This window comes from Mycobacterium sherrisii (genome assembly GCF_002102355.1).
Classification (GTDB): Bacteria; Actinomycetota; Actinomycetes; order Mycobacteriales; family Mycobacteriaceae; genus Mycobacterium; species Mycobacterium sherrisii.
In genome coordinates, this window is sequence record NZ_LQPT01000019.1 from 68,468 (window position 1) to 94,673 (window position 26,206).

23 protein-coding genes are annotated in these 26,206 nt (G+C 68.0%); 13 read left to right on the forward strand and 10 right to left on the reverse strand.

The window, feature by feature from the left end; translation table 11 throughout:
* Positions 1–83: 83 nt before the first annotated feature.
* Positions 84–1,007: a UTP--glucose-1-phosphate uridylyltransferase gene (locus AWC25_RS01835; RefSeq protein WP_069400545.1), complete on the reverse strand. Its 924-nt coding sequence runs from the start codon at positions 1,005–1,007 to the stop codon at positions 84–86.
* A 76-nt stretch (positions 1,008–1,083) separates the two neighbouring features.
* On the opposite strand from AWC25_RS01835, the gene AWC25_RS01840 reads away from it, so the two are divergent.
* The 4 genes from AWC25_RS01840 (at position 1,084) to mscL (ending at position 3,337) form a co-directional block, all read left to right on the forward strand.
* Positions 1,084–1,677 (forward strand): 5-formyltetrahydrofolate cyclo-ligase, encoded by a 594-nt coding sequence (locus tag AWC25_RS01840; RefSeq protein WP_085166258.1) that lies wholly within the window; start codon positions 1,084–1,086, stop codon positions 1,675–1,677.
* 73 nt (positions 1,678–1,750) lie between these two features.
* On the forward strand, positions 1,751–2,083 hold the full coding sequence (locus AWC25_RS01845) for an FmdB family zinc ribbon protein (protein WP_085166259.1): 333 nt from the start codon (positions 1,751–1,753) through the stop codon (positions 2,081–2,083).
* Positions 2,084–2,145: 62 nt separating this feature from the next.
* Complete coding sequence (locus AWC25_RS01850; protein WP_069400548.1) at positions 2,146–2,814, forward strand: SAF domain-containing protein; 669 nt, start codon at positions 2,146–2,148, stop codon at positions 2,812–2,814.
* A gap of 61 nt (positions 2,815–2,875) precedes the next feature.
* The gene (mscL, locus tag AWC25_RS01855; protein WP_069400549.1) at positions 2,876–3,337 is read left to right on the forward strand and encodes a large-conductance mechanosensitive channel protein MscL; all 462 of its coding nucleotides are present in this window, start codon (positions 2,876–2,878) and stop codon (positions 3,335–3,337) included.
* A 24-nt stretch (positions 3,338–3,361) separates the two neighbouring features.
* Here mscL and AWC25_RS01860 read toward each other — a convergent pair whose 3' ends face one another.
* From AWC25_RS01860 to rpmF, 5 genes are all read right to left on the reverse strand, one after another.
* Complete coding sequence (locus AWC25_RS01860) at positions 3,362–3,907, reverse strand: MogA/MoaB family molybdenum cofactor biosynthesis protein (protein ID WP_069400550.1); 546 nt, start codon at positions 3,905–3,907, stop codon at positions 3,362–3,364.
* Positions 3,907–5,418, reverse strand: a complete 1,512-nt coding sequence (locus AWC25_RS01865) for a S1C family serine protease (protein ID WP_069400551.1) — start codon at positions 5,416–5,418, stop codon at positions 3,907–3,909. Before AWC25_RS01865 ends, AWC25_RS01860 begins: the two co-directional genes overlap by 1 nt.
* A gap of 74 nt (positions 5,419–5,492) precedes the next feature.
* The gene (locus AWC25_RS01875; RefSeq protein ID WP_069400552.1) at positions 5,493–7,040 is read right to left on the reverse strand and encodes a HAMP domain-containing sensor histidine kinase; all 1,548 of its coding nucleotides are present in this window, start codon (positions 7,038–7,040) and stop codon (positions 5,493–5,495) included.
* A complete protein-coding gene (gene mprA, locus AWC25_RS01880) occupies positions 7,040–7,726 on the reverse strand; it encodes a two-component system response regulator MprA (protein WP_044512336.1) in 687 nt (228 codons plus the stop codon). The genes AWC25_RS01875 and mprA overlap by 1 nt, the downstream gene beginning before the upstream one ends.
* A 120-nt stretch (positions 7,727–7,846) precedes the next feature.
* A complete protein-coding gene (gene rpmF / locus AWC25_RS01885; protein ID WP_036471323.1) occupies positions 7,847–8,020 on the reverse strand; it encodes a 50S ribosomal protein L32 in 174 nt (57 codons plus the stop codon).
* Between the two features lie 260 nt (positions 8,021–8,280).
* Between rpmF and AWC25_RS01890 the strand changes: the two genes are divergently transcribed.
* The 9 genes from AWC25_RS01890 to AWC25_RS01930 all read left to right on the forward strand — a co-directional run bounded on the left by AWC25_RS01890 (position 8,281) and on the right by AWC25_RS01930 (position 20,517).
* The gene (locus AWC25_RS01890) at positions 8,281–10,008 is read left to right on the forward strand and encodes an acyclic terpene utilization AtuA family protein (RefSeq protein WP_069400553.1); all 1,728 of its coding nucleotides are present in this window, start codon (positions 8,281–8,283) and stop codon (positions 10,006–10,008) included.
* Complete coding sequence (locus AWC25_RS01895; RefSeq protein WP_069400554.1) at positions 10,005–11,153, forward strand: acyl-CoA dehydrogenase family protein; 1,149 nt, start codon at positions 10,005–10,007, stop codon at positions 11,151–11,153. The genes AWC25_RS01890 and AWC25_RS01895 overlap by 4 nt, the downstream gene beginning before the upstream one ends.
* Positions 11,154–11,155: 2 nt before the next feature.
* Positions 11,156–12,745, forward strand: coding sequence for an acyl-CoA carboxylase subunit beta (locus tag AWC25_RS01900; RefSeq protein ID WP_211281012.1), 1,590 nt, complete (start codon positions 11,156–11,158; stop codon positions 12,743–12,745).
* A gap of 5 nt (positions 12,746–12,750) precedes the next feature.
* Positions 12,751–14,763 carry an acetyl/propionyl/methylcrotonyl-CoA carboxylase subunit alpha gene (locus tag AWC25_RS01905; RefSeq protein WP_069400556.1) on the forward strand — a complete coding sequence of 671 codons (2,013 nt, stop codon included), beginning with the start codon at positions 12,751–12,753 and terminating at the stop codon, positions 14,761–14,763.
* Positions 14,764–15,930: an acyl-CoA dehydrogenase family protein gene (locus AWC25_RS01910; RefSeq protein ID WP_069400557.1), complete on the forward strand. Its 1,167-nt coding sequence runs from the start codon at positions 14,764–14,766 to the stop codon at positions 15,928–15,930. It begins immediately after the preceding gene.
* Between the two features lie 9 nt (positions 15,931–15,939).
* Positions 15,940–16,758 (forward strand): enoyl-CoA hydratase family protein, encoded by an 819-nt coding sequence (locus AWC25_RS01915; protein ID WP_069400558.1) that lies wholly within the window; start codon positions 15,940–15,942, stop codon positions 16,756–16,758.
* Positions 16,759–16,833: 75 nt separating this feature from the next.
* Positions 16,834–17,433 carry a DUF1707 domain-containing protein gene (locus AWC25_RS01920; protein ID WP_169717103.1) on the forward strand — a complete coding sequence of 200 codons (600 nt, stop codon included), beginning with the start codon at positions 16,834–16,836 and terminating at the stop codon, positions 17,431–17,433.
* 299 nt (positions 17,434–17,732) lie between these two features.
* A complete protein-coding gene (locus AWC25_RS01925; RefSeq protein ID WP_085166261.1) occupies positions 17,733–19,169 on the forward strand; it encodes a condensation domain-containing protein in 1,437 nt (478 codons plus the stop codon).
* 4 nt (positions 19,170–19,173) lie between these two features.
* Positions 19,174–20,517 carry a hypothetical protein gene (locus AWC25_RS01930; protein ID WP_085166262.1) on the forward strand — a complete coding sequence of 448 codons (1,344 nt, stop codon included), beginning with the start codon at positions 19,174–19,176 and terminating at the stop codon, positions 20,515–20,517.
* 3 nt (positions 20,518–20,520) lie between these two features.
* Here the strand turns inward: AWC25_RS01930 and AWC25_RS01935 are convergent, their stop codons facing one another.
* The 4 genes from AWC25_RS01935 to purN form a co-directional block, all read right to left on the reverse strand.
* Positions 20,521–22,521, reverse strand: a complete 2,001-nt coding sequence (locus AWC25_RS01935) for a vWA domain-containing protein (protein ID WP_085166263.1) — start codon at positions 22,519–22,521, stop codon at positions 20,521–20,523.
* On the reverse strand, positions 22,514–23,899 hold the full coding sequence (locus AWC25_RS01940; RefSeq protein ID WP_085166264.1) for a sigma 54-interacting transcriptional regulator: 1,386 nt from the start codon (positions 23,897–23,899) through the stop codon (positions 22,514–22,516). The genes AWC25_RS01935 and AWC25_RS01940 overlap by 8 nt, the downstream gene beginning before the upstream one ends.
* Positions 23,900–23,965: 66 nt before the next feature.
* A complete protein-coding gene (gene purH / locus AWC25_RS01945; protein ID WP_142278670.1) occupies positions 23,966–25,549 on the reverse strand; it encodes a bifunctional phosphoribosylaminoimidazolecarboxamide formyltransferase/IMP cyclohydrolase in 1,584 nt (527 codons plus the stop codon).
* An 8-nt stretch (positions 25,550–25,557) separates the two neighbouring features.
* Positions 25,558–26,205 (reverse strand): phosphoribosylglycinamide formyltransferase, encoded by a 648-nt coding sequence (purN, locus tag AWC25_RS01950; protein ID WP_069400563.1) that lies wholly within the window; start codon positions 26,203–26,205, stop codon positions 25,558–25,560.
* Position 26,206 lies beyond the last annotated feature (1 nt).

The window sequence follows — 26,206 nt, forward strand, 5'->3', positions numbered from 1 at the left end:
CAATCTTGACGGGCGCCGTATCGGGCCCGGTAAACGGACCGAGCCCGATCGCCGACCGTCCACCGGCACCGGCATGCGGCCGGCTACTGCTCGTTCAGGCCCAATCGCGCCACCAACCACCGCCGCAATTCCGGGCCGTAGTCGTCACGATCCAATGCAAAGTCAACCGCAGCCTTGAGGTAGCCGCCGGGATTTCCCAAGTCGTGTCGAGATCCGCGATGCACGACGACGTGAACCGGGTGGCCCTCCTTGATCAACAGCGCGATTGCGTCGGTGAGCTGCACCTCGCCGCCGGCCCCCCGGTCGATGCGGCGCAGCGCGTCGAAAACGGCACGGTCGAGGACGTAGCGGCCCGCTGCGGCGTACATCGACGGGGCGTCTTCGGCCTTGGGCTTTTCGACCATGCCGTTGACCTTGAGGACGTCCGGATTGGCGGCGAACCCGCGACCGGCAACCGGTTCGACGTCGAACACGCCGTAGGCGCTGATCTCCTCGGGTGTGACCTCGATGGCGCACAGCACGGTGCCGCCGTGCTCGGCGCGCACCTTGGCCATGGTCTCCAGCACGCCCGTCGGCAACACCAGGTCGTCGGGCAGCAGCACCATGACGGCGTCCTCGTCGGCGGTCAGCGTGGGCTCCACGCAGCTGATCGCGTGCCCGAGCCCGAGCGGCTCGGCCTGCACCACCGACTCCACCTTGATCAGCTGCGGTGCGCGCCGCACCTTGTCGAGCATGGCCTTCTTGCCGCGCGCCTCCAGGGTGCCCTCGAGCACCAGATCCTCGACGAAGTGCGCGACGACGCCGTCCTTGCCCTCGGAGGTGATGATCACCAACCGCTCGGCGCCGGCTGCGGCGGCCTCTTCGGCCACCAGCTCGATGCCCGGCGTGTCGACCACGGGCAGCAGCTCTTTCGGCACCGTCTTGGTGGCCGGCAAGAAGCGGGTACCCAGACCGGCTGCCGGGACGATCGCCGTGTACGGGATCGGTACTTCATCTGGCCGTGACATCGTTCACACCTTAGCGCTCATCGGGTTTGCCGCCGCCGCATGGCAGGCCGAATTCCCGTCCTGTCATCGTTGACACATGACAGCCCCGACCAAAGCTGCACTGCGCGAGCAAGTCTTGGCGGCTCGCAGCGGCGTTGCCCAGGATATCCGCGCTGCTGAAGCGCGAAAGCTCAACGACCAGTTGGGGCTCGCGGTGAGCAGCGGCAGCACGGTCTGCGCGTACGTGCCGGTCGGCACCGAACCGGGGTCGGTGACGATGCTGGACACGTTGCTGGCGCGCGCACGCCGGGTGCTGTTGCCGGTCGCCCGCACCAGCGACGACGGCACGCCGATGCGGCTGCGATGGGGCGTGTACCGCCCGGGAGAGTTGGTCTCCGGTCGGTGGGGGCTACTCGAACCGCCCGCGCCGTGGTTATCGGAGTCCGCGCTCGCGGAGGCCGAGATGGTGCTCGTCCCGGCGCTGGCCGTCGACCGCCGGGGCACGCGGCTGGGCCGGGGCTGCGGGTTTTACGACCGCTCGCTGGACGGCAGAAATCCGCAGGCCCGCCTGATCGCGTTGGTGCGCGATGCCGAGTTCGTCGACGAATTGCCGGCCGATCCGCATGACGTGCCGATGACCCACGTGCTCACCCCGGGCCGGGGACTCGTAGCGCTGCGGGCCGGGGAATGAGATGGAATTCATGGCCGTTTTAGCACTCGTGCACTGTAGAGTGCTAACGAGACTTATCTGATGGAGGTTTTCAGTGCCGACCTACAGCTACGCGTGCACCGCGTGCGGCGACCGCTTTGACGTGGTGCAAGCCTTCACCGATGACGCGTTGACCACCTGCCAAAAGTGTGCGGGCCGACTGCGCAAGCTCTTCAACTCCGTGGGCGTGGTGTTCAAGGGCAGCGGCTTCTACCGCACCGACAGCCGTGAGTCCGGTAAGAAGTCAGCCGCGAGCAACGGCTCGTCGACCAACGGGTCCGGCGAGAGCTCCGGCTCCGGCGAGAAGTCGAGTTCCAGCGACAAGTCGAGCTCTAGCGAGAAGTCTTCGACGTCGTCGGCGTCATCGACGGCGGCCGCGGCGAGCTAGTTATCCACAGTAGGAATCGCTGACCGACAACCCCGGGGCCGGGTGGCACCTAGCGTGACGGCGTGGGCGAATCGTCGCTGAATCCGACGGCGTTGCGCCGGTTGTCGGGGTCGCTGCGCCCCGATTGGACCCGCACCGTGCTGGCTCGCCGCGTGCTCGCGGGCGGGCTCGTCGTGTTGGCCGGCGTCGCGGCGTTGCGCCCGGATCCCGGCGGCGACCAGGCCGACGCGGTGGTGGCCACTCACGATCTTCCCCCCGGTACGGCGTTGACGCCCGACGATGTACGCGTCGAAAGACGTTTGGCGACAACGCTTCCCGATGGTTCACAGACCGACTTGGGCGCGGTGCTCGGATCCACGCTGACCAGTCCGACGCGCCGAGGTGAGGTGCTCACCGATGTCCGGCTGCTGGGCAGCCGGCTCGCCGAGGTCACGGCCGGGCCCGGCGCCCGGATCGTGCCGCTGCATCTGGCGGACGGCGCCTTGATTGACCTCGTGCGCGCAGGCGACGTTGTCGACGTGCTGGCCGCCCCGGAAAACGACCCGGCCGCCAACAGCCCGGCGGTTAGCAAGGTGGTGGCGACCGACGCGGTCGTGGTCCTCGTGTCGCCGCGGGAGAAAGCCCAGGCCGCCGACGGTGACCGCGTAGTGTTAGTTGCGCTGCCGGCTCGCGTGGCGAATACGGTGGCAGGCTCGGTCTTGGGGCAGGCGGTGACCCTCACCCTGCACTGAAGTGCCTGGCGCCGGCGCCACACCCGCAGCAGACTGTATCCAGCCCAGAAAGGACGTCGGAATGCTCAAGGGGTTCAAGGAGTTCCTCGCGCGGGGCAATATCGTCGACCTGTCCGTCGCGGTGGTCATCGGTACTGCGTTCACCGCGTTGGTCACCAAGTTCACCGACAGCATCATCTCGCCGCTGATCAATCGCATCGGGGTCAACCAGCAATCCGACGTCGGGATCCTGAAAATCGGCATCGGTGGCGGGCAGACCATCGACCTGAACGTCTTGCTGTCGGCTGCCATCAACTTCGTGTTGGTCGCTGCGGTGGTGTACTTCCTGATTGTGTTGCCGTACAACACATTTCGCAAGCGCGGTGAGGTCGAGCAGGCGGACGACGCTCAGGTCGTCTTGCTCACCGAGATCCGCGACCTGCTCGCCCAGACCAACGGCGCCACCTCGTCGGGCCGACACGGCGGCACCGACACCACACCGCCACCCGAGCACGGGCCCCGCGCCGATGCCGAGTCGCGGTAACGCAATCCGGGCGCTCGGCGGAGTTTAAATCTCGAGGCTGGATAACTGCCCGATGATCTGGGCCGCGAGCGGATTCAGCGTGGCCATCCCGTCGCGCACCGCGTAGCGCGAACCGGCGAGGTTGACCACCAACGTGCTGCCCGACACCCCGGCCAGACCACGCGACAGTCCGGCGTCGATGATCCCGGCCGACAGCCCGGAGGCGCGAATGGCCTCGGCGATGCCCAGGATTTCGCGGTCCAGGATCTCCCGCGTTGCCTCCGGGGTGACGTCGCGCGGGGTGACACCGGTCCCGCCGACGGACACCACCAGGTCGACGCCGCCGATCACCGCGGTGTTCAGCGCGTTGCGGATCTCGACCTCGTCGGCCGCCACCGCGACCACACCGTCGACCACGAACCCGGCCTCGGTCAAAAGCTCGGTGACCAACGGTCCGCTGTGGTCCTCGTCGCCGTGCGCGGTGCGATCGTCGACCACGACGACCAACGCCCGGCCGACTACCAATTCCGCACCCGTTTCCATGGGTGACACCGTATATCCGAGCTCCGAGATGGGCTCATCGACTCTCATCACGAATCCGCCTTGCCGAGGGTGACCTGCACGGTCCGGCTGCCGCCGCCGGGATCGGAGAAGGTCAGCGTTACCTTGTCGCCGGGCGCCTTGGACCGCACGGCGGCGACCAGCGCATCGGCGTTGTTGATCGGGCGGTCGTCAACCTTGGTGACCACCACATTCTTGGGCAGGCCGGCGTTGGCGGCCGCACCGCCTTGCACGACGTCGACAACCTTGGCGCCGGGGGTGCTCTTGTCGCTGGTCACCTGCACACCCAGCGAGGCATGGGTGGCCTTACCGCTGCTGATCAGCTCGTCGGCGATGCGTTTGGCCTGGTCGACGGGAATCGCGAAGCCCAGCCCGATCGAACCGCTTTGAGCATCCGGCGAATCCGAGCCCAGGGTCGCGATCGCGGAGTTGACGCCGACCAGCTGTCCACTCAGGTTGACCAGCGCGCCACCGGAGTTACCCGGGTTGATGGCGGCGTCGGTCTGGATCGCGTCCAGCACCGTGTTCTGGTTGCCGGACTCGCCCGTCGTCGACACCGGCCGGTTCAACGCGCTGATGATGCCGGTGGTCACCGTGCCCGACAGCCCCAGCGGTGACCCGATCGCGATCACCGGCTGTCCGACCCGCACGTCCGACGACGAGCCCATCGCGATGGGGGTCAGCCCGGAGACACCCTGCACCCGCACGACGGCGATGTCGCTGGTGGGATCGGCGCCCACCACCGTGAACGGTGCGGTGCGGCCGTCGGAGAAAGTGACGGTTGTCTTCGGGGTGGGGTTGGCCGGTCCCCCGGGTCCGCCCGGCGGCAACGGTGATCCGCCGGGTCCACCCGGTCCTCGGGACGGGCCGGCGGCGGCGGCGATGACGTGGTTGTTGGTCAGGATCAGCCCGTCGGAGGACAAGATGATGCCGGAGCCTTCTTCCGACGCGCGCCCGAGGTCGGTCTCCAACATCACGACGCTGGGTACCACTTTCGCGGCGACCTGTTCGACGGTCCCGGGCGCCATGTTTGCCGCCGGAACACCCGGCGTGGCCCCCGAGGATTTGCCGGTGCCGCTGGCGATCGTGGAGTGCGTGTTGAGCTCGACCAGGGTGGCCGCCGCGCCGCCGATACCGGCCGACACCACCGCGATCGCGACCGCCCCCGCGGCCAGCAGGCCGGCACGTGATCGCTTCTGCGGGCCACGCGGGGGGCCCATCGGCGGCAGCATGCCGGGTATCGGGCCCGCGCCAGTGCCGCCGGGGATCGAACCCACACCGGTGCCGCCGGGGATTCGGCCCGGGCCGGTGCCACCGGAGATGGTGCCCGACCCGGTGTCACCGAACGGCTCGTAGGGCCGACGGTATTGCGTTGTCTGCGAAGGCTGGCCCTGGTGGTACCGCCAGTCGTAGTGCTGACCGTACGGTTGCTGCGGCCCCTGGCCGTACCCGGGCGCCACACCGGACTCGAAAGGCTGGTTGGGCGCGCTGCGGTATCCCGGCTGCTGCGGCGGTGGCGAATACCTCGGGTCATTCGTCATGTCGCTAAGTCGCTCTTCCTCTAAATGGGGTGCAATCGAGCTCGACTTGGCTCGATTTCCAACAGTAACTGCAACTACCTTGCGCGCGCGGACTGAGAGTCCACTGAGATAACGTTCGTCGTATCCCGAGAGTTCGCCGACGCGCCCGTGGTGGGGACGGCGGGGTCAGTCATGGCTTCGCTGTGGGCTTCGCCACCGGCTCGCGGATACGTCGACACCGGCAGCGGCTGGCCCGGAAGCAGCACGAAGATCGATGTTCCCGGCGGGTGGCCGCCCGAAACGGTGTCTTCCACCCGCAGCATCCCGCCGTGGTTGAGCACCACCTGCTTGACGATCGCCAACCCCAGGCCCGAACCGGGCATCGCCCGCGCCTGCGTCGACCGGTAGAACCGCTCGAAGACCAGGCGTCGCTCGTGCGGCGGGATGCCCGGGCCATAGTCGGAAACCACCAACTCGGCATGGGTCGGGTCGAGCTGGCGCATCCGCACCCCGACACGACCGCCCGGCGGGCTCCACTTGGCCGCGTTGTCCATCAAGTTCAGCGCCGCCCGGGACAACCCGGCGGCGTCGCCGTAGATCTGCCACCCGATGACGTCGACGTCGAAGTGAATGTCGTTGCGCCGCCGGCGAACTCGCTCCAGGCTCCGATCGATGACCTCGGACATGTCCACCGGCTCGTGCACCACCTGACCGGCGTCGTCGCGGGTCAGGTCGACCAAATCGCCTACCAGCGTGGACAATTCCTCAATCTGTGCGAGCACGTCGGCGCGCAGCTCGACCATCTCCTGCTCGGGCAGCCGCGGCGCACCCGGCTCCATGGACGCCATCAGCAGCTCGACGTTGGTTCGCAGCGACGTCAGCGGGGTGCGCAACTCGTGACCGGCGTCGGTGACCAGCCGCGCCTGCCGCTCGCGTGACTCGGCCAGCGCCCGCAGCATCAAATTGAAAGCTTCAGTGAGCCTTGCCAATTCGTCACTGCCGAACACCGGGATGGGACGCAGGTCGTCGGTGCGGGCCACCCGTTCGGTGGCCTCGGTCAATCGGGCGACCGGCCGCAGCCCCGCCCGGGTGACCATCCCGCCGGCCACCGCGGCCACCGCGACGCCGATACCGCCGACGATCAACAGCACCCACCGCAGCTTGGTCATCACCGCCTCGGTGGGCTTGAGACTCTTGGAAATCAGCAGTGAGCTGCCGTTGGGCAAGTGGATGGCCAGGATGCGCTGGTCGGATGCGGTGCGCCGGGACATGAACAAGTCACCCCGGATCACGGCCTTCTCCGGCGAATCCACCGGCAGGGTCTGCCCCGGCTGCTGAGCGGTGTAGATGGAGTGCCCGGGGTTCACCAGCATCGCGTTGACGTCCGAGTAGGCCGTGCCCTCGATCGCCTTGGCGGGGTCGGCGGCCAGCGAGCCGCTGGCGATCAGCAGCTGGGCGCGGCTGTCCAGCTGGTTGTCGATGTCGCTGTACAGCGCCGCCGCGATCACGGCGTAGACGGCGAATGCCATCAACACCACGACCATCGCCACCATCGACATCGCCAGCAACATCACCCGCCACCGCAGCGACAACGAACTGGGGGCGCGCAGCGGCGCGTGCCGACGTCGTTGGGACCTGATCATCAGGGCGGGGTCTCCCGCAGGACGTAGCCGACGCCGCGGACCGTGTGGATCAACCGCGGCTCACCGTCGGCCTCCGTTTTGCGGCGCAGGTACCCGACGTACACCTCGAGCGCATTGCCGGAGGTGGGAAAGTCGAAACCCCACACCTCCTCGAGGATGCGGCTGCGGGTGAGCACCCGGCGCGGATTGGCGATCAGCATCTCCAGCAGCGCGAACTCGGTGCGGGTCAGGCTGATCCGGCGCTGGCCCCGGGTCACTTCGCGGGTCACCGGATCCAGCGCCAGGTCGGAGAACCGCATGGCCACCGATTCGGCATCGTCGTCGGGTTTGGTGCGACGCAACAGTGCCCGCATCCGGGCCAGCAGCTCTTCGAGGGCGAACGGCTTGGGCAGGTAGTCGTCGGCGCCGGCGTCCAATCCGGCGACCCGCTCGGACACCGAATCGCGGGCGGTCAGCACCAGGATCGGCAGGTCGTCGCCGGTGCTGCGCAGTTGACGGCACACTTCGAGACCGTCCAGCCGCGGCATCATCACGTCCAGGACGAGCGCGTCCGGTCGATCGCTGGCGATCAGTTCCAGAGCCTCGACACCGTCGTTCGCCAGCTCGACCGAGTAGCCGTTGAAAGAGAGCGATCTGCGCAGCGACTCGCGGACCGCGCGATCGTCGTCGACGACAAGAATGCGCACGGCCACTAGTTTCGTCCTAGGGCCTGAGAGCGGCCTGAGAGGCGCGCCGGGTATTTCCCGAGATCTCCGTGCGGCGACGATGCGCGTCGGCGCGGCCCGGAATGCGGGCGGGCAACGCGGCTAGCGACGGTCGAGATCGATCAGGCCCAGGCGAGCGGCCTTGAGCAGTCGGCGCGGCACCTTGTGCTTCTGACCGGCGACGGTCACGCCGACGAGCTCGGTCTTTTCGGCCTTCCACTGCGAGCGGCGGCTGCGGGTGTTCGAGCGCGACATCCTGCGCTTGGGTGTGGCCATGGTCGGGCCTTACTCCTCGTGTGGGGTTTCGGGTCGTGCATCGCACGGCATGACCTAAGGGCCGACGGCGACGATTGCGTACCAGAATAGTCGGTGACCTGCTGGCCGCCAAAACCGGACACCGTCGAGACGAAGGTCGAACCGCGACTATGCCCGCGGCGCCGGGGCGGGCATCCTTGACGTGACACCGGCGGTACCCGCTAACCTACCGGGTGGTTGGTTGGTTGGGCCCGGTAAGCACTGAACGGAGGACGTACGCCATGGCCTCTGCTTTTGGTGCATCTAACGGGTCCGGCACGGTCCGCATCGCCAACTGTTCGGGGTTCTACGGCGACCGGCTCACGGCGATGCGCGAGATGCTGACCGGCTCCGGCGACCCGGTGGACTACCTGACCGGCGACTACCTGGCCGAGCTCACCATGCTCATCCTCGGCCGCGACAAGATGAAGCACCCCGAGCGGGGCTATGCCAAAACCTTTCTGACCCAGCTCGAGGACTGCCTGGGCGAGGCCCGGGATCGGGGCGTGCGCATCGTCGCCAACGCGGGCGGCCTCAACCCGGCTGGGCTGGCCGCGGCGATCCGCGCACTGGCCGAGCGTCTGGGCATCCCGGCCCGCGTCGCCCACGTCGAAGGCGACGACCTGCTGCCCCGTGCGGCCGAGCTGGGCCTGGGCACACCGCTGACCGCCAACGCCTATCTGGGCGCCTGGGGCATCGTCGACTGCCTGCACAACGGCGCCGACGTGGTGGTCACCGGCCGGGTCACCGACGCATCGGTGATCGTCGGGGCGGCCGCCGCGCACTTCGGCTGGGCCCGCACCGACTACGACGAACTCGCCGGCGCGGTGGTTGCCGGCCACGTCATCGAATGCGGCGTGCAGGCCACCGGCGGCAACTACGCGTTCTTCACCGAGATTCCCGACCTGACGCACCCGGGTTTCCCGCTGGCCGAGGTCCGTCGCGACGGCTCGTCGGTGATCACCAAGCACCCGGGCACCGGCGGGCTGGTCAGCGTCGACACCGTCACCGCGCAGCTGCTCTACGAGGTCAGCGGGGCACGCTACGCCAACCCGGACGTGACCGCCCGGATGGACAGCGTCGAGCTGTCGCCGGATGGTCCGGACCGGGTGCGCATCAGCGGCGTGGTGGGCGAACCGCCGCCGCCGACGCTGAAGGTGTCACTGAACAGCATCGGCGGATTCCGCAACGCGATGACCTTCGTGCTCACCGGTCTGGACATCGAGGCCAAGGCCGAGTTGGTACGTCGCCAACTCGAGGCCGGGCTCACCGTCAAGCCCGCCGAACTGGAATGGACACTGGCCCGCACCGACCACGCCGACGCCGACACCGAGGAAGCGGCCAGCGCGCTGCTGCGGTGCGTGGTTCGCGACCCCGGCCCCACCAATGTGGGACGTCAATTCTCTTCGGCAGCAGTCGAATTGGCGTTGGCCAGTTACCCTGGCTTTCATGTCACGGCACCGCCGGGCGACGGGCAGGTCTACGGCGTGTTCACCGCCGGTTACGTCGCGGCCGCCGAGGTGCCGCACGTCGCGGTGCACGACGACGGTACCCGGATAGAGATCCCCTGCGCGGCAGAGACATTGGAGCTGGCACCGGTCGCCGAACCGACGCTGCCCGAACCGCTGCCGGCCGGGCCGACCAAGCGCGTGCCGCTGGGCCGCATCGCCGGCGCCCGCAGCGGCGACAAGGGCGGCTCCGCCAACATCGGGGTATGGGTGCGCACCGATGACCAATGGCGTTGGCTGGCGCACACCTTGACCGTCGACCTGCTCCAGGAACTGCTGCCCGAAACGGCCGACCTACCGGTGACCCGGCACGTGCTGCCGAATCTGCGGGCGGTCAACTTCGTGATCGAGGACATCCTCGGTCAGGGCGTCGCCTACCAGGCGCGTTTCGACCCACAAGCCAAGGGCCTGGGCGAATGGTTGCGTAGCCGCCATGTCGACATTCCGGAAGGGCTGCTGTGAATCTGTGGAATACGCCCGAGCGCGAACAGTTGCGAAAGACGGTGCGCTCCTTCGCCGAACGTGAGGTTCTGCCGCATGTCGACGAGTGGGAGCGCAGCGGCGAATTGCCGCGCGAGTTGCACCGCCTCGCCGGCGACGCCGGACTGCTGGGGGCCAACTTTCCCGAATCGGCGGGCGGGGGCGGCGGTGACGGCGCCGACGCGTTGATCATCTGCGAGGAGATGCATCAGGCCGGCGCCCCCGGCGGCGTGTTTGCCTCGCTGTTCACCTGCGGCATCGCGGTACCGCACATGATTGCCTCCGGAGACCAACGCCTCATCGAGGAGTTCGTCCGGCCCACTTTGGCCGGCGAAAAGATCGGGTCGCTGGCCATCACCGAACCCGGCGGCGGCTCGGACGTAGGCCACCTACGCACCAGCGCGGTCCGGGACGGCGACCACTACGTGGTCACTGGCGCCAAGACCTACATCACCTCCGGGGTACGCGCCGACTACGTGGTGACCGCGGTGCGCACCGGCGGCCCTGGCGCCGCGGGTGTTTCGCTGTTGGTGGTCGAAAAGGGCACACCCGGCTTCGAGGTCAGCCGCAAGCTGGACAAGATGGGCTGGCGGTCCTCGGACACCGCCGAACTGTCCTACACCGACGTGCGCGTGCCGGTGGCCAACCTGATCGGCCCGGAGAACAGCGGCTTCGCCCAGATCGCCCAGGCATTCGTGTCCGAGCGCATCGGGCTTGCGGGACAGGCATATTCGAGTGCGCAGCGCTGTCTGGACATCACCGCGGCCTGGTGCCGAGACCGGCAGACATTCGGGCGGCCGCTGATCTCCCGGCAGTCCGTGCAGAACACCCTGGCCGAGATGGCCCGGCGCATCGACGTCGCCCGCGTCTACACCCGACACGTCGTGGAGCGGCAACTGGCCGGGGAAACCAACCTGATCCCCGAGGTGTGCTTCGCGAAGAACACCTCCGTGGAAGCCGGCGAGTGGGTGGCCAACCAGGGTGTCCAATTGTTCGGAGGCATGGGCTATATGAGCGAATGCGAGATCGAGCGTCAATACCGCGACATGAGAATCATCGGCATCGGCGGCGGCACCACCGAGATCCTCACCGCCCTGTCCGCCAAGCTTCTCGGCTACCAGTCATGACGGTGCTGCGGTCCACCCTCGACCCGAAGGCCGCCGGTTACGCCGACGCGGCGGAGACAATGCTGGCCAAGCTTGCCGAGATCGACGCCGAGCACGCCAAGGCCCTGGCGGGCGGCGGGCCGAAATACGTCCAGCGCCATCACGACCGGGGCAAACTCACCGCCCGGGAACGCATCGAGTTGCTGCTGGACCCCGACTCGCCGTTCCTCGAGCTGAGCCCGCTGGCCGCCTACGGCAGTTCGTTCACCCTGGGCGCCAGCGTCGTGGTCGGCATCGGTGCGATCGAGGGCGTCGAATGCCTGGTCGTCGCCAACGATCCGACGGTCAAGGGCGGCACCAGCAACCCGTGGACACTGAGGAAGATCCTGCGGGCCAACCAGATCGCGCGGGAAAACCGGTTGCCCGTGGTGTCGCTGGTCGAGTCGGGGGGCGCCGACTTGCCCACCCAGAAGGAAATTTTCGTTCCGGGCGGCCAGATGTTCCGTGACCTGACCCGGTTATCGGCCGCGGGCATCCCGACCATCGCGCTGGTCTTCGGCAACTCCACGGCCGGCGGGGCCTACGTGCCGGGCATGTCCGATCACGTGGTGATGATCAAGGAACGGTCGAAGGTGTTTCTGGCGGGGCCGCCTTTGGTGAAGATGGCCACCGGCGAGGAGTCCGACGACGAATCCCTGGGTGGCGCCGAGATGCACGCTCGCACTTCGGGTTTGGCAGACTACTTTGCCGTCGACGAGCTCGACGCGATCCGCATCGGGCGGCGCATCGTCGCCCGGCTCAACTGGGTCAAGCAGGGTCCGCGGCCGCGCCCCATGGTCGAGCCGCTGTTCGACGCCGAGGAGCTGATCGGTGTCGTGCCGTCGGATCTGCGCATCCCCTTCGACCCACGCGACGTGATCGCACGCGTTGTCGACGGCTCCGAATTCGACGAGTTCAAGCCGATGTTCGGCTCGTCGCTGGTGACCGGCTGGGCGACGCTGTGCGGCTACCCGATCGGCATTCTGGCCAACCACCGCGGCGTGCTGTTCAGCGAGGAGTCACAGAAGGCCACCCAGTTCATCCAACTGGCCAACCGCTACGACACACCATTGCTGTTCCTGCACAACACCACCGGATACATGGTCGGTAAGGACTACGAGGAGGGCGGCATGATCAAGCACGGCTCGATGATGATCAACGCAGTCTCCAACTCGACCGTCCCGCACATCTCGCTGCTGATCGGCGCGTCCTACGGCGCCGGGCATTACGGCATGTGTGGGCGCGCCTACGACCCCCGGTTTCTGTTCGCGTGGCCCAGCGCGAAATCGGCGGTGATGGGCGGCGTCCAGCTGGCCGGGGTGCTGTCGATCGTGGCCCGGGCGGCCGCCGAGGCGCGCGGGCAGCAGGTCGACGAGGAGGCCGACGCCGCAATGCGGGCCGCCGTCGAGGGACAGATCGAGGCCGAATCGCTGCCGCTGGTGCTGTCCGGAATGCTTTACGACGACGGTGTGATCGACCCCCGGGACACCCGCACCGTGCTGGGAATGTGCTTGTCTGCCATCGCAAATGGCCCGATCAAGGGTACGTCGAATTTCGGCGTCTTCCGGATGTGAGCCCAATGGCCATCACTCGAGTACTGGTTGCCAATCGCGGCGAGATCGCTCGCCGGGTCTTCGCCACCTGCCGACGGCTCGGCCTGGGCACCGTCGCGGTCTACACCGAGCCGGACGCCGCCGCCCCGCACGTCACCGAGGCGGACTTGCGCGTGCGCCTGGCCCAGCCGAACGACTACCTCAACGCCGAGGCCATCATTGCCGCCGCCCGCGCGGCGGGCGCCGACGCCATCCATCCCGGCTACGGATTTCTCTCGGAGAACGCCGATTTCGCCGCCGCAGTCCAGGACGCGGGCCTGATCTGGGTCGGACCGCCGGTGGATGCGGTGGGCGCGATGGGCTCCAAGATCGAGTCCAAGAAGTTGATGGCTGCTGCCGGTGTTCCGGTCCTCGACGAACTCGACCCCGACTCGGTCACCCAGGACCAGCTGCCGGTGCTGGTCAAGGCCTCCGCCGGCGGCGGCGGCCGCGGGATGCGGGTGGTGCGCGAATTGTCGGCACTGGCAACCGAAGTCGCCGCCGCGCAGCGTGAAGCCCAGAACGCCTTCGGCGACCCGACCGTGTTCTGCGAGCGTTACCTGCCGACCGGTCATCACGTGGAGGTGCAGGTCCTCGCCGACAGCCACGGCACGGTGTGGGCGGTCGGCGAACGCGAATGCTCGATTCAGCGCCGCCATCAAAAGATCATTGAAGAGGCGCCCTCCCCGCTGGTGGAACGCATTGCGGGCATGCGGGACAAGCTTTTCCATGCGGCGCGGCTGGCCGCCGGGGCGATCGGCTACGCCGGTGCCGGCACGGTCGAGTTTCTCGCCGACGACAATGGCGAGTTCTTCTTCCTGGAGATGAACACCCGGCTCCAGGTCGAGCACCCGGTCACGGAGGAGACCACCGGGGTGGACCTGGTCGCGCTGCAGCTCGCGGTCGCCGACGGCGAGCGTTTGGACGCCGAACCACCCGCCGCTGAAGGATATTCGATCGAGGCCAGGTTGTATGCCGAAGACCCCGCACGCGGCTGGCAGCCGCAGGCCGGCCCGGTGCACACCATCGACGTGCCCGGCGTCCGAGCCCAATTCGACTCGCTGGGTGGGCGCACCGGGATCCGTCTGGACTCCGGCATTGTCGACGGATCGACGGTGTCGATCCACTATGACCCGATGCTGGCCAAGGTCATCTCCTACGCGCCGACGCGGCGGCAATCCGCACTGGTGCTTGCCGACGCGCTGGCCCGGACACGGCTGCACGGCCTGCGCACTAATCGCGAGCTGTTGGTCAACGTGCTGCGTCATCCGGCCTTCCTCGACGGGGCGACCGACACCGCGTTCTTTGACACCCACGGCTTGGCCGGGCTGGCGGCACCGCTGGCCGACGAGTGCGTCGTGCGTCTGTCGGCAACCGCGGCCGCGCTCGCCGACGCCGCACACAATCGCGCGACCGCCGCGGTTTTCGGGTCGCTTCCCAGCGGCTGGCGCAACCTGCCGTCGGGCTACCAGGTCAAGACGTATCGAGACGACCAGGACACCGAGCATCGAATCGAATACCGTTTTACCCGAACCGGATTGGTGCTCGCCGGGGACGGATCGGTGCAGCTGGTCTCGGTAACGCCCGACGAGGTGGTGCTGACCGATGCCGACGGGGTGGGCTGCCGGTTCACCGTCGCTCGGCACGGCCGAGACGTCTACGTCGATTCGCCACGCGGACCCGTTCACCTGGACGCGGTACCGCGGTTCCCCGACCCGGGTTCCTCGGTCGCAAGGGGGTCGTTGGTGGCACCGATGCCCGGCAGCGTCATCCGGGTCGGCGCCCGGGCCGGCGACACCGTGACGGCCGGGCAGCCGTTGATCTGGCTGGAGGCTATGAAGATGGAGCACACCATCAACGCTCCGGCCGACGGCGTGCTCACCGAACTTCATGTCGATCCCGGTCAGCAGGTCGAGGTTGGGGCAGTCCTGGCGCGCGTCGAAGCCCCCGCCGCGGATGCGGCGCCCGATTCCGATGAGCAACCAAAAGGAGATGCTTAAATGACCGACACCAGCTTCATCGAAAGCGAAGAACGCCAGGCGCTGCGAAAGTCGGTGGCCGCTTGGGCCGCCAGTTACGGCAGCGAGTACTACCTGAAGAAGGCCCGGGCACAGCAGCACACCGACGAATTGTGGTCGGAGGCAGGCAGACTGGGCTTCCTCGGGGTGAACCTGCCGGAGGAATACGGCGGCGGCGGGGCCGGGATGTATGAGCTGTCCTTGGTGATGGAGGAGATGGCCGCGGCCGGCAGCGCGTTGCTGCTGATGGTCGTGTCGCCGGCCATCAACGGCACCATCATCAGCAAGTTCGGCACCGAAGAACAGAAGAAGCGCTGGATTCCCGGCATCGCCGACGGAACGTGCACCATGGCATTCGCAATCACCGAGCCGGACGCCGGCTCCAACTCGCACAGGATCACCACCACCGCCCGCCGCGACGGCAGCGACTGGATCCTCAACGGCCAGAAGGTCTACATCTCCGGCGTCGATCAGGCCCAGGCGGTGCTGGTGGTCGGGCGCACCGAAGAGGCCAGGACCGGCAAACTACGCCCGGCACTGTTCGTGGTGCCCACCGATGCCCCCGGATTCACCTACACGCCAATCGAAATGGAGCTCATCAGCCCCGAGCGCCAGTTCCAGGTCTTCCTGGACGACGTCCGGCTGCCGGCCGACGCACTGGTCGGTTCCGAGGACGCCGCGATCGCGCAATTGTTCGCCGGCCTCAACCCGGAGCGGATCATGGGTGCGGCCAGCGCCGTCGGCATGGGACGGTTCGCGCTCGGCAAGGCCGCCGACTACGTCAAGACCCGTCAGGTGTGGGGAGCGCCGATCGGCGCACACCAGGGGTTGTCGCATCCGTTGGCGCAGTGCCACATTGAGGTCGAACTGGCCAAGCTGATGATGCAGAAGGCCGCCACGCTCTATGACAGCGGTGACGACGCGGGCGCGGCCACGGCGGCCAACATGGCCAAATACGCTGCGGCGGAGGCGTCTACCCGATCGGTCGACCAGGCCGTGCAGTCGATGGGCGGCAACGGGCTGACCAAGGAATACGGCGTGGCGGCCATGCTGGCCTCTGCGCGGCTCGGGCGGATCGCCCCGGTCAGCCGCGAGATGGTGCTGAACTTCGTCGCGCAGACATCGCTGGGCCTGCCGCGAAGCTACTGAGGCCCGCCGATGGACACCCTGGTCGAATACGCCGGGCCCGACGACGTCGCGGGCCCCTTCGCCCGGCTGACGTTGAACTCGCCGCACAATCGCAACGCCTTGTCCACCGCCCTGGTCAGCCAGCTGCACCAGGGTTTGCGTGACGCGGCGGCGGATCCCGCGGTGCGCGCGGTGGTGCTGGGCCACACCGGCAGCACCTTCTGCGCCGGTGCCGACCTGAGCGAGGCGGGCGGGGATGGCCCGCGTACCGATCCGTTCGATATGGCGGCGGTGCGTGCCCGGGAGATGACCACCCTGCTGCGCGCCATCGTCGCCTCGCCGCTGCCGGTGATCGCCGCCATCGACGGACACGTCCGGGCGGGCGGGTTCGGTCTCGTCGGCGCCTGCGACATCGCGGTCGCCGGCCCGCGCAGCACCTTCGCGTTGACCGAGGCCCGCATCGGCGTTGCCCCGGCCATCATCTCGCTGACCCTGCTGCCCAAGCTGTCGCCCCGGGCCGCGGCCCGGTACTACCTGACCGGCGAGACGTTCGACGCCGCCCAGGCCGCGCAGATCGGCTTGGTCACGTCGGCCGCCGACGACGTGAACGCCGCGGTGGCGAAGCTCGTCGTCGATATCGGCCGCGGGTCACCTCAGGGCCTGGCGGCGTCGAAGGCGCTCACCACGGCGGCCGTGCTCGCGGGCTTCGAGCGTGGCGCCGAACGTCTTGCCGAGGAGTCCGCGCGGCTGTTCGTGTCCGAGGAAGCACGCGAAGGCATGCTGGCGTTCTTGCAGAAGCGTCCGCCCAGTTGGGTCCGGCCGGCGAGCTCGAACGATGCCGCCCAGTAAGTCGCGCATCCGCGGATGGTTGCGATTTAGCCAACCCTCTTGCAGCAACAGTTGTACGTCGTACGCTCGTGGATGATGAGCGACTCGGCGCAACACGACGCGAAGACCGCGCGCGACGACATGTCGCGTGCGGCCGACACGGATCGCATTCAAATCGCGCAGTTGCTGGCCTACGCGGCCGAGCAGGGGCGGCTGCAGCTCAAGGATTACGAAGACCGCCTGGCCAGGGCGTACGCGGCGACGACGTACGAGGAGCTGGACCGGTTGCGGGCCGATTTGCCCGGTGCGCAGATGAGCCCGCGCCGGGGCGGCAAACCGAACCCGGCGCCGTCGACGCTGCTGCTGGCGCTGCTGAGCGGATTCGAGCGGCGCGGCCGATGGAACGTGCCGAAGAAGCTGACCACGTTCACACTGTGGGGCAGCGGGGTGGTCGATCTGCGCTACGCCGACTTCACCTCGACGGAGGTGGACATCCATGTGGTGTCGATCATGGGCGCGCAGAGCATCGTGGTGCCCCCGGAGGTCAACGTCGAAATCCACGGTCACGGCGTGATGGGCGGTTTCGACCGCGATGTCATCGGTGAGGGTACGCCAGGTGCACCTCGGGTGAAGATCCACGGATTCTCGTTCTGGGGCGGCGTGGGCGTCAAGCGCAAAGCCCGGCGGGCCCATTAGCGAATCGACGCGTCCCGCCGATCTGGAGAATCGCTCAGGTTATCGGTTGTAGGCCAAAAATGGGCGAAATTGCGTATGTTCGCAAAAACGCCAAATTGTCGCGTGCGTAGACTAGCGTCCCACTCAGCTGTTGAGGGGGTACTGGCGACGCCCTAGGGTCGGGCCCCAATGCATCGGGTGTCGCATTAATCCAACATGAACGGTGGATTGCTGGTGCGCGAAAACCGTTGCGCCAGAGGATATTCCGGCACCCTCACCGGCACAAGAAATGTCGGCATCAGGCAGAGCAAGGCTGGAACATGGTCGCACTCGGAAGCATCAACGAATGGCAGCCACCGCATGGCCGGCTGACCATGTGGACGGCGGTCTCGGCGGCGCACCTCGCGGCCAGCACCGCGCGCCGTGACACGCTGCCGCCGAGTTATCAACAAACGCAACACCTCTGGGCCGCCCATCACGGCCGAGTCATGGACAGGCAGTTGCCACGTCTGATGGTCGTTGCCTGGGACATCCCCGGCGCGTGCGACCTGGCGGCGATGACCGATGCGGTCAATTGCCATGTCCGCCGTCACGACACCTACCACAGCTGGTTCGAATTCCAGGACGGCGTCATCGTGCGCCGCGCCATCGACCACCCACCCGCCATCGAGCTGGTGCCCGTCGCGTGCGGACGGATGACCCCCGACCAGGTGCGCAGCCACGCGTTGTCGGCGACTCCAGAGACACTCGAGTGGGGTAGCTTCAGCTTCGGCATCATCGAGCATGCCGACTACTTCACCTTCTATGCCAGCGTCGATCACCTGCACATCGACGGCTTGTCGGCCGGGGTGATCTTCTACGACATTCACCTGACCTATCGGGAGCTTGCGCAGGGCCGGGCGGCACCTCCACCCGACGCGGTGTGCAGCTATCGCGACTACACCGCGCGGCAGCGCGCGAGGGCGGCGGCACTGACCCTGTCCTCGCCGGAAATCCAGGACTGGATCAACTTCGCCCGCGACGCCGACGGCGACTGGCCGAGCTTTCCACTGCCATTGGGTGACACCTGGTCCAGCAGTGCCGGTGATCTGGTGACCGTCGAGGTGTTGGACGCGGCCGAAACGGAAGCGTTCGACGCCGCCTGCGTCAGCGCCGGGGCCCGATTCCTCGGTGGAGTTCTGGCCTGCACGGCGTTGACCGAAAACCAGTTGACCGGCAAGGAAATTCATCACGGATTCACGGCCCGCGACACCCGGATGCCCGGCACCGACACCATGACGGTGGGCTGGTTCGCCAGCATGGTGCCGGTCGCGGTGCCCACCACCGGCGGCACGTTCGCCGAGGTCGCCCGCGCCGCGCAGCACTCCTTCGACGCGGCCAAAGACCTGGCCCACGTACCGGTCGAGCGGATCCTGGAGCTGGGCACACCGGACGATCTGGGCATCAAATTGCCCTCGCAGCTGCCGATGATGCTGTCCTACCTGGATTTTCGCAAAATTCCGTTGGCCGGTTTATGGGCCGAGACGAACTTCGGCACTTACGGCGACAACCTCTCCCACGGAGGTGTCAACGTGTGGATCAACCGGCACGCGGAGCGGACCACGATCACCATCTCCTTCCCGGACAACGAGGTTGCACGGGAATCGGTGCACCGCTACATCGAGACGCTCAAGGCCATCTTCGCCCGCGCCGTCGGCAGGACGCCGCTACGGACGGACCTGGCCGGCGCCGCGGAGAACGACAACGAGGCGGCCTAGCCGAATGGACAACCTGCTCGATCTGGCGGACCAGACCCTGTTTCTCGGCGAACGCGCCACCGGTACCACCAGTGTGCTGCAATGCATTTGGGTCTACGACCGCGGTATCGACCTCGACGGGTTGCGCGACTTTCACCACCAGCTGGGGCGAGGACGGCTGTCGCGTCGTATCGAACGGTCGGTTCTGCCGTTCGGCCGCCACCGCTGGGTCGGCGCCCGGCACCGGCCCGGTCTCGAAATCGCCGCGTCGCCTCGGCCGCGGGCGGAGATCGACGCGTGGCTCGACGGGCAGGCCGCGCGGCGGCCCGACGCCGAACGCGGACCCGGCTGGCACCTTGCGGCGTTGCCGTTGACCGACGGCGGGGCGGTGGTCAGCTTCGTCGTCACCCACTGCCTCACCGACGGGATCGGGCTCTGTCAGGCGTTGGCCGACGCCGCCAGCGGACGCGGCGATGCCATCGGCTGGCCCGCCGCGGCGTCCCGCCCGCGGTGGCGGGCGTTGCGCGAAGATGTCCGCCAAACCGTCTGCGACGCAGCGGCGATGGGTCGCGCCGTGGCGGCCGCGGCGCGCATGGTCCGGCAAGGCCACCCGCCTGCCGGGCCCACGACGCAGACCAAACCGCGACCGAGCGGGACGGAACGGCCCATCGCCGTCCCGATGGCGATGCTCTTTTTCAACGCCCAGGAATGGGACGCCCGGGCGGCGTCGCTCGGGGGAACCAGTAACGCGCTGCTGGCGGGATTGGCGGCCCACCTGGCGCGCCGGGTGGGACGGGTCGCACCCGACGGTTCGGTCAACGTGGGAATGCCGCTGTCCGAACGTGCGCCCGACGACACCCGGGCCAACGCGGTGATCAACGTCGACGTCGCGGTCACACCGACGGCCGGAAACACCGACCTGCGCGAAATACGTTCGGCCATCAAAGAAGCCCTCATCCGCCATCAGGATCTGCCCGACCAGCGGTGGACGCTGCTGCCGCTGATCCCGCTGATTCCCGAGTGGGTCTTCCGCCGGCTGATCGCGATGGTCACCGGCAGCTCGACCACCGTCGTGTCGTCCAATCTCGGTGCGATCGACCCAGCGGCCAACCGGCCGGACGGCACCGACGCCGACTACTTCGCAATGAAATCTGTGTACCCCGGCGTGACGAACACGACCATGTATCGCACCAACGGGGCGCTGGCGTTGCTATCCGGCCGCATGCACGGCCGGGTCTTCGTATCCGTACTGGCCTACGAACTGGGCGGTGAAAATTCCAACGAGGCTCTGCAGCAGCACATTTCAGGTGTGCTCACCGAATTCGGGTTGACCGCAACGGCGGACTGGCGGGTCGGCAGCCCGGTCTGAGCGCTAGCGACGGCGCCGGGAGCGCAGATAGTCGCCGACCACGGCGGCGCCCAGCCCGTCCAGGTCGGGCACCACGACGCGGCCTTCGACTCGTCGCGCCACCTGGTCGATGAACCGCGCCAGGCCCGGGTCGCTACCCAGCCGGAAGATGGTGATCTGCGCGCCCAGCCGCGCCATGTCGTCGAAGCCGCGCACGGTGTGTGCGAGCGTCCGCGGGTGCGGCGGATAATCGAAAAACACCGCAGAACCCGATCCCTCACCGTCGGTGTCCTCGAGGTGCGCGGTCGGCTCCCCGTCCGTCACGACCAGGACGACGGGCTGGGCATTGGGGTGCCGCCGCAGATGGCGGCCCGCCAGCGCGAGGGCGTGATGCAGGTTGGTGCCCTGTTCGTACACCCCTTCCAGGCCGGTGAGTTCGGCGGCCGTCACCGTGCGGGCATACCGGCCAAACGCGATGATCTGCAACGCATCCGAGCGGAAGCGGGTGCACACCAGATGGTTGAGCGCGAGGGCCGTCTGCTTCATGGGCAGCCAACGATTCTCCATCACCATCGAGAAGGACGTGTCGACCAGCAGCGCGACAGCGGACTGGGTGCGGGTCTCGGTCTCGGACACCTCGACGTCGTCGACGGAGATGTGAATGGGACCGGCGGACCCGTCCAGCGTCGCGGTGCCCGACTGCCGCAACACCGCGTTGGTCAGGGTGCGGGGAATGTTCCACGGTTCGGTGTCGCCGAACTGCCAGGGGCGCGTCGCACCGGTCAGCTCCCCCGCCGCACCGGCGCGGCGATGGTCCCGTTCACCGCGGCGACCGGAAAGTTGTTGCGCCACATCACGTAACGCCGTCTCGCCGAGTCTGCGCATGGCCTTCGGGGACAGCCGCCATTGGCCGTCGGAACCGCGATCCAAAAAGCCCTGGTTGACCAGTGCCCGCTCCAACTCGGCCAACGTGCGCGCATCGATGGCGGCCTGGTCGCCGAGCTGGCGGGCCAGGGCGTCCAGGTCGACGTCGTCCATCGTGGCGCCCGGATAACTCTGCGACAACTGGTCGGCGAGTTGCTCGAGTTCGGCGATGTCGGATAGCGCCTGAGTGCCTTCGCCCATGCCGAACGGGTTGTCACCGGAGAACTGTTCGGAGCCCGTCCAGTCTTCACCCGGCCGGGCGGCCTGCAGGTGCGAGTCGAGGCGACCCAACGCCTGCATCAGCGACGGCGAACCAAAGGCCTGCTGCGCCAAGGCGTCGAGTTCGGCACGCTGATCGGGGCTCAGGCTGTTGCGGAAGCGCTGGGCGGCGGCGGCGCGCTTGGCTAGCGAGTCCAGTAGCTCCTCCACATTGCGCGGGTTCTCCGGGAAGAACTCGCCGTGGTTGTCCATAAAGTCGTCGAAGTCTTGCTGGGTGTCCTCACCGCGGGCGTGCTTGTCCAGCAACTCGTTGAGGTCGTTGACCATGTCGGTGACGCGCTGGCGGTCCTCGTCGGTCGCGCCTTGCAGCGCTTCCTTCATGCCCGCGAAGCGCTGGTCGAGCATCTCGCGGCCGAGCAAATCCTTGATCTGGTCGTACTTTTGCCGCGCCTCGGCGCTGCGCCAGTTGTACTCCGATAGTTCTTGCACCGCCTTGGCCGGCGACGCCGGGAGCGCGTCGAGCTGCAATTCGCCGAACCGCGCGTCGTCGTCGAGTGCGCGCGCCAGCTCCTTGCGTTCGGCCAGCACCGCCTCGTCGAGCAGCTTTTTGATCTCCTGCAAGGTGCCGTCTAAGTTGTTGCGGCGCAACAGGTCCCGTCGGCGACGGTTCGCTTCGGCGGCCAGCCGGTCGGCGCCGGGCATGTTCTTGGTGCCGCGGCGCAGCAACTCGGACAGGGCCCGGCGCGGCGAGGTGCCGGCCATGACGTCCTGTCCGATCTGCTCGAGGGCCTCACGCAGATCGACCGGCGGGGCCAGCGGGTCCGGCCCGCCGGTGTACGCCGAGTAGCGAGACGAGTGCCCCCGCGAAACTGGCTTAGCCATAGACCGTTTGGCCCTCCCCGGATACCTTGCCGATGCGCTTGGCCAGATACAGGGCCTCCAGCGCCAACTCCAGCGCCGCGGCCCGTTCACCTTCGGATTCCGCGTGCAGCCGGTCGGCGATCTCCTCCACGACGGGCAGCCCGGGAACCGCGGCCAGGACGTCCTTGGCCGAGATCCGTTCGCCCGTCGTCACCGCCGAGCCGCCCTCCACGGCCGCCACCAGGGCGCCGACGTCGATGCCGCCGAGCGCCCTGGCGGCGGAGTCGGCGGTGGCCCGGCGCAACAGGTGCTCGAGCACCGCCTGTTCGCGGCCTTCCTCCCCGGATTCGAATTCCAGCTTGCCGCGCAGCACGTCGATCACCGTGCCCAGGTCGACCACCCGGGCCACCGGGTCGCTCTCGCCGAGCACCGCACCGCGGTGGCGTGCGGCGGCGGCAACGGTCTCGGCGGCCGCGATGGCGAACCGCGCCGACACCCCAGAGCGTTGGTCGACCGAGTTGGACTCCCGCAGATAGCGGGCGAACCGGGCGATCACCTGCATCAGGTAGGCGGGCACCTGGGCGGTCAGGTGTGCCTCCTGGGTGATGACGCCCACCTCGGCGTCGAGCTCCAGCGGGTAGTGGGTGCGGATCTCGGCGCCGAACCGGTCCTTGAGCGGGGTGATGATGCGGCCCCGATTGGTGTAGTCCTCGGGGTTGGCGCTGGCGACCACCAGCACGTCCAGCGGCAGCCGCAGCGTGTAGCCGCGCACCTGGATGTCGCGCTCCTCCATGACGTTGAGCATGGAAACCTGGATACGCTCGGCCAGGTCGGGCAGTTCGTTGACCGCGACGATGCCGCGGTGCGCGCGGGGGATCAGTCCGTAGGCGATGGTCTCCGGGTCACCGAGGCTGCGGCCCTCGGCCACTTTGATCGGGTCGATGTCGCCGACCAGGTCCGCGACGCTGGTGTCGGGGGTGGCCAGCTTTTCGGTGTACCGCTCGCTGCGGTGCCGCCACTCCACCGGCAGGTCGTCACCCAGGGTGGCGGCCCGCCGGATCGACTCCGGCGTGATCGGCGTGTACGGGTGCTCACCCAACTCGGCGCCCCCGATCACCGGCGTCCACTCGTCGAGCAATCCGGTCAGCGCGCGCAGCAGGCGGGTCTTGCCCTGGCCGCGTTCGCCGAGCAGTACCACGTCGTGTCCCGCGATCAACGCCCGTTCCAGCTGCGGCAGCACGGTGTCCTCGAAACCCAGGATGCCGGGCCAGATATCGTCACCCTCGGCCAGCGCGGTCAGCAGATTTTCGCGGATTTCCTGCTTGACTCCCCGTTCACGATGGCCGCTGGCACGCAGTTCGCCGACGGTACGGGGCAGATTGCTCGGTGATGTCACCACTCCAAGTTACGCGCCGTCCACCCGCGTCACCCAGTGTGCGGTTCAGTGTGCAGCTCGGTGTGCAGCTCAGTGTGCAAAGTGGCGAGCCCCGGTGAGGTACACGGTGACACCCGCCGCCGCGGCCGCGGCGGTCACCTCGTCGTCGCGCACCGAGCCGCCCGGATGCACGATCGCCTTGACTCCCGCGCGGGCCAGCGTTTCCAATCCGTCCGGGAAGGGGAAGAACGCGTCGGACGCGGCGACCGACCCACCGACTCGGTCGCCACCGCCTGCATTGCCTCGTTCCACGGCAAGCCGGGCGGCGTCGACCCGGTTGACCTGTCCCATGCCCACGCCGATCGTGGCGCCGCCGGAGGCGATCACGATCGCGTTGGACTTCACCGCCCGGCAGGTGCGCCACGCGAAGACCAGATCGCTCAGGGTGGCCGGGTCGGCCCGTGATCCGGTCGCCAGCGTCCAGTTGGCCGGGTTGTCGCCGTGCGCGTCGAGCTGGTCACGCTGCTGCATCAGCAGTCCCCCGCTGACCGGCCGCACCTCCGAGCCGCCGGCCAGCGGCTCGGAGGCCACCAGCACCCGGATGTTCTTCTTGCGGGTCAACACCTCGAGGGCCTCCGGCGCGTACGCCGGGGCCACGATCACCTCGGTGAAGATGGTGCTGACGTACTCCGCCATTTCCAGGCTGACCTCGGTGTTGGCCGCGATGACGCCCCCGAACGCGCTGAGCGGATCGCACTCGTGGGCCTTGCGGTGCGCGTCGGCGACCGATACCGACGAAATCGCGATGCCGCAGGGGTTGGCGTGTTTGATGATGGCCACACAGGTTTCTTCGTGATCGAAGGCCGCTCGCCACGCGGCATCCGCATCGGTGAAGTTGTTGTAGGACATCTCTTTTCCGTGCAGCTGTTCGGCCTGCGCCAGGCCGGGCCACGCGCCCGGATCGACGTAGAGCGCCGCCTGCTGGTGCGGGTTCTCGCCGTAGCGCAGGGTCGCCGAACGCCGCCAGCTGTGGCCGAGCCAGCGCGGAAACGCCGTTTCCGGATGCTCGGGCGCCAACGTGGTTTCCATCCAGCTCGCCACGGCGATGTCGTATTCCGCGGTGTGTGCAAAGGCCAGCGCCGCCAGCCTTTTGCGCTCGGCGAGGGTGAATCCGCCGTTGCGCGTCGCGGCCAGCACGCCGTCATATCCGAGCGGGTCGACCACCACCGCCACGCTGGGGTGGTTCTTCGCTGCGGCACGCACCATCGACGGGCCGCCGATGTCGATCTGCTCGACGCATTCGTCGAGACTCGCCCCGGAATCGACGGTTTGGGTGAACGGGTACAGGTTGACGACGACCAGCTCGAAGGCGGAGATCCCCAACTCTTCGAGCGCCGCCGCGTGTGCGGGCTTACGCAAATCGGCGAGCAGACCGGCATGCACCCGCGGGTGCAGGGTCTTGACCCGGCCGTCGAGCACCTCCGGGAAGCCGGTCACCTCTTCCACCGGGGTCACCGGAATCCCTTTGTCGGCAATAGTTTTCGCTGTGGACCCGGTGGAGACGATCTCGACGCCGGCCGCGCTCAACCCCTGGGCGAGTTCGACCAGTCCGGTCTTGTCGTACACGCTGATCAACGCGCGACGAATCGCTCTCCTCGACTCGTCGGTGTGCACAGGGGTATTCATCCCAGGGTCGCCTTCCGTCCGATGGTGGCCGTTCTTTCAACCACCGTCACGCCGCGCGTCGCGATCGCGGCTACCACGTCCACCAGCAGCCGCCGCTCGACGACCTTGATGCGTTCGTGCAAAGTCTCCTCGCTGTCACCGTCGAGCACCGCAATGGGTTCCTGCGCCAAAATCGGCCCGGTGTCCATGCCGGCGTCTACCAGGTGCACGGTACAGCCGGTGACCTTGACACCGTACGCCAGCGCGTCGGGAACGGCGTGAGCTCCGGCAAACGCCGGCAACAGCGCCGGATGCGTGTTCAACGTCCGGCCGAAATATTTCGAAAGGAACTGCGGCCCAAGGATTTTCATAAACCCCGCCGAGACGATCAGGTCCGGCGCGTGTGCGGCGGTGGCCGCGGTGATGGCGGCATCCCACGCCTCGCGGCTCGGGTGGTCGCCCAGCCGCACAACGAAGGTCGGCACCGACGCGGCGGCGGCGATCTCGGCGGCCCGGCAGTCGCGGTCCACACCGACGGCGACGACGCGCGCCGGGAAGTCGTCGACGGCCGCGGCCAGCAGGCTACTCAGCAGCGATCCGGTGCCCGACGCCAGCACCACCAGTCGCGCCGGCGCACTGGGGGGTACGCGCAGCGGTTCGACCACA